This window comes from Citreimonas sp. (genome assembly GCF_042096055.1).
GTDB lineage: Bacteria > Pseudomonadota > Alphaproteobacteria > Rhodobacterales > Rhodobacteraceae > Citreimonas.
The window spans coordinates 1-3,641 of sequence record NZ_JBELMH010000054.1 but is presented as its reverse complement, the minus strand read 5'-3'; the positions used below and the strand labels follow the sequence as shown (position 1 = coordinate 3,641).

At 72.0% G+C, this 3,641-nt stretch carries 3 protein-coding genes and 1 pseudogene; 2 read left to right on the top strand and 2 right to left on the bottom strand.

Annotated features, from left to right (window positions below; translation table 11 throughout):
- Together ACFDTC_RS12330 and ACFDTC_RS12325 are read left to right on the top strand one after the other, a co-directional pair.
- Window positions 1–222, top strand: a 222-nt coding sequence (locus tag ACFDTC_RS12330; protein WP_375259179.1) for a metal ABC transporter permease, incomplete at its 5' end; no start/stop codon positions are given.
- A complete protein-coding gene (locus ACFDTC_RS12325) occupies window positions 219–1,067 on the top strand; it encodes a metal ABC transporter permease (RefSeq protein WP_375259178.1) in 849 nt (282 codons plus the stop codon). The genes ACFDTC_RS12330 and ACFDTC_RS12325, both read left to right, overlap by 4 nt.
- A 3-nt stretch (window positions 1,068–1,070) precedes the next feature.
- Here ACFDTC_RS12325 and ACFDTC_RS12320 read toward each other — a convergent pair whose 3' ends face one another.
- Both ACFDTC_RS12320 and ACFDTC_RS12315 read right to left on the bottom strand, forming a co-directional pair.
- Window positions 1,071–3,428: a YbcC family protein gene (locus ACFDTC_RS12320; RefSeq protein ID WP_375259177.1), complete on the bottom strand. Its 2,358-nt coding sequence runs from the start codon at window positions 3,426–3,428 to the stop codon at window positions 1,071–1,073.
- A 4-nt stretch (window positions 3,429–3,432) separates the two neighbouring features.
- Window positions 3,433–3,641 (bottom strand): annotated as a pseudogene (locus ACFDTC_RS12315) (oxidoreductase); the annotation flags it as partial.

The following is a 3,641-nucleotide window of genomic DNA, read 5'->3' as shown; positions in this document are numbered from 1 at the left end:
ACCAGCTTCGTCGGCGCCTATGCGAGCTACTTCCTGAACGGCGCCACCGGCGGCATCATCGTCAGCCTGCAGACCGCGATCTTCCTGCTGGCCTTCGTCTTCGCGCCGAAGCACGGCGCGCTGGCCACCCGCGCCAAGGCGCGCGTCGCCTTGCGCGAGGGCGAGGCCGCCGCCGCCCGGCACCGCGCGGTGCCGCTGTCGCAGGAGGTGCGCCGCACATGATCGACACGCTGACGCTGCCGTTCCTTCTGCCGTTCATGCAGAACGCCTTCCTGATGGCTGCGCTGGTGTCGGTGCCCGCGGCGCTGCTGTCGTGCTTCCTTGTCCTCAAGGGCTGGGCGCTGATGGGCGACGCGGTCAGCCACGCGGTGCTGCCGGGCATCGTGCTGGCCTACATCGCAGGCATCCCGCTGATCGTCGGCGCCTTCGCCGCCGGCATGACCTGCGCGCTGGCCACGGGTTTCCTGGCCGACAACAGCCGGGTCAAGCGGGACACGGTGATGGGGGTCGTGTTCTCGGGGATGTTCGGCGTGGGCATCGTGCTGTATGTCTCGATCGACACGGGCATGCACCTCGATCACGTGCTGTTCGGCAACATGCTGGGCGTCGGGCCGCAGGACCTGTGGCTGTCGGGCGGAATCTCGGCCTTCGTGGCCGGCGTGCTGGTGCTGAAATGGCGCGACTGGCTGCTGCACAGCTTCGATCCGGCACAGGCGCAGGCATCGGGGCTGTACGTCAACGCGCTGCATTACGGCATGCTGGCGCTGCTGTCGCTGACCATCGTCGCGACGCTGAGTTCGGTCGGCCTGATCCTGGCGATCGGGCTGCTGATCGCGCCGGGGGCGATAGCGTTCCTGGTGGTGCGCAGCTTCGGCCGAATGCTGGTCGTCGCCGTGGCGGTGTGCATGGCGTCGATGCTGGCCGGGACCTATGCCAGCTTCTTCCTCGACAGCGCGCCGGCGCCGACGATTGTGCTGATCCTGTCGGCGTTGTTCATCCTGGCCTTCCTGCGCCGGATGGCGCTGACCCGCCGCGCGTCGCGGCAGCGGGTCGCCCGGTCGGTCTAGCGCTCAGGCGTCTTCGGGCACCGTCTGCCAGCCGTCCGGCGTGTGGCGCCACGCCATGCGTCCGTCCTCGTCCATCGCGTAAAGCGCCAGCCAGCCGTTGTCGAACAGGCGCGCCACGCCCTCGTGCCGCGACAGGATATCGGCGATCGCCTCGCGCGGGGCCTCGACCGCAACGGTCAGGCGGAGCGGTTCGTGCCGCAGCGTATCGCCGTCATGCACCGATTGCAGCGGCAGGCCCGCGCGCAGCGCCCCGCCGTTGCCCTCGACCACGCCGATGCCGCCGGTGACGTTGTGGATCAGTTTGTTCCCCGCACCGAAGGCCTCGGGCGCCACGGACGAGCCGTAATATTGCAGCGAGATCCAGCTGGCGACCACGACCGGCGCGGTCAGGATCAGTTCGAGCACGCGGAACCCGTCGTCTCGGCGCCAGTCGTAATCGTGCAGGAAGGCGCGCCCGGCGAGGTCGCGGCCCGCGCTGCGGTGACGCGGCGCGGCGATGAAGGCACTGCAGCCGGCAAGGCCCCATTCCGGGCGCAGTTCGGCCCAGTCGTGTCCGCGCGACAGCAGCGCCGCGGCCGTTCCGGCGCGGGGCAGGGCTTGCGCGCGCTCCGCCCGCGCCAGCGCCGAGGCTTGGGCCATCGTCGCCTTCAGCCGCCGCAGCGACGCCGCGTGCCGCGCCAGGCCATGATCCTCGAACAGGGTGACCTCGTCGGTGACGGTGTCGTGCAAGCCAGCGATGAACAGCGTGTCGTCGGGCACGGTGATGCCTTCGGCCGGCAGGCCAGCGCGCACCGCCGGGTCGTTCAGCAGCGCCGCCAGAAGCCGCGCGTTCACGTCGCCCGCATGGCCGCCGCAGGCCCCGCATTGCAGCGCCGAGGCGTGCGGCGCGTTCGTCACGTGCGATCCGTGGCCCGCGATCAGGATAAGTGGCGCGAACCCGTCGGTCAGCGACATGGCGCGCAGCACGGTCGCCGCCGCCTTGATGCGGTCAGCCTCGGGCAGATTCATGGCAGGCGCGGGACCGGGGCCATGATGGTGCGAAACCCCGGTGGAATCGCGCAGCAGCTTCGCCGCATAGAGCGGACCGGCCGCCTCGACGAAGGCGAAGGCCGAGACCGCGGCCATCTTGAAGCGGCCCCAGGCGCGCACGGCGCGGCGTTTGATCCGCAGCGCGCGGTCGGCCGACGCGCCGGTCAGGTCGCGCGAGGCGACGCCCGGCCGCAGAAGGACCGGCGCGCGCGCCTCGACCAGGTCCGAGCCTTCGGACCGGTGCGCGGTAGCGAGGCCGAAGAACCCCGCGAAGCCCAGCGTGCGCATGCCCGGATCGCTCGCCTCGAGCGTGCGGCGCAGGATCTCGGACCGGACGTCGATGCAGAAGGCAGCCTGAAGGTCCGGGCGATCGGTGCCGGTTTCGCCCGCCGCACCCGGCGCGGCCAGCGTCTCGGCCAGCCGACGCTCGGCCGCGCGGTCGGCGGCGTCCTGCAGCGCCGCGTCCAGCAGGTCGTCGCGCGACGGCTCGATCGGCTCGGCGTAACTTTCGAGCGCTTTCGCCCAGCCGTCGCCGATCCGGTCGCCCCAGCGTTCCAGCAGCGCCGCCTCCCATGTGGCGGCGATGGCGAGAAGGGCAAAGCAGGTTTCCTCGCGTCCGCCGTCGCGTTCCGCCAGCCAGCCGAGGTGCCGGGCATATTGCGCCCAGCCGCCCATGCTCATCAGCAGGCGGTGGAAGTAGAGCGGCGCCGCCTCGGCGGTAACGCCCAGCGTCGCGCAGGCGGCCGACAGCGCCTCGGCCGCGTCGCCGCGCAGCTCGGACACCTGCGCGTTGAACCCGGTCAGCCCGGCAAGCCCAGTCGTCAGGTCGCGCGAGGCGAAGGCGCGCCAGGACACGATGGCGCCGCCCGACAGCGCGGGCCAGAAGGCCTGCCCGCGGTCGAAATGCGCCGAGGCCCACAGGCCGACGCGGTCCTCGACGAATTCGGGCCAGTCGGTGCCGGTCGCGTCGCGCGCCAGGTCCGCGACCATCGGCAGCGCTCGGCTGCCCGGCTGCGGCGCATCGGCCGCGGCGCGCAGGTCGGCAGCGTCCAGCCCGGCGGCTTTGGCGGCGGCCTCCAGATCCGGTTCGGCGATGCGCCCGTCCGCGATCATCGCGGCATACTGCGCGCGGTCCTGCGTCACGCGCAGCCCACCCGCGCGCGCCAGCCGGGCGGCGGCCATGGCGCGGTTCTCGCCCGCCTGTCCCAGGAACGGGTTCACCGCGACCGTCGCGGTCAGCGGAAAAGCCGGCGGGATCTGCGCGATCGCGTCTTCGGCCGCGGCGAAGAGTTGCAGCACGGGACCGGGGAACGTCATGCGTTGATGGGTCATCGTTTCAGCCTTTCCGGGGCGTCCAGTGGCCGGTCATGCGATCGGCCAGCGCGTTGAGGTAAAGCCCGTTCATCAGGTGGACCCGCAGCCCCTCGGTTGCGGGGTGCCGCGCCCAGAGCGGGAAGGTCGATTGCGCCAGCGCGGCCAGACCGAAGCTCGCCACCGCCAGCACGATGACCGCCCAGACCAGCCCGTCGGGCGCGGGCGGCGGCG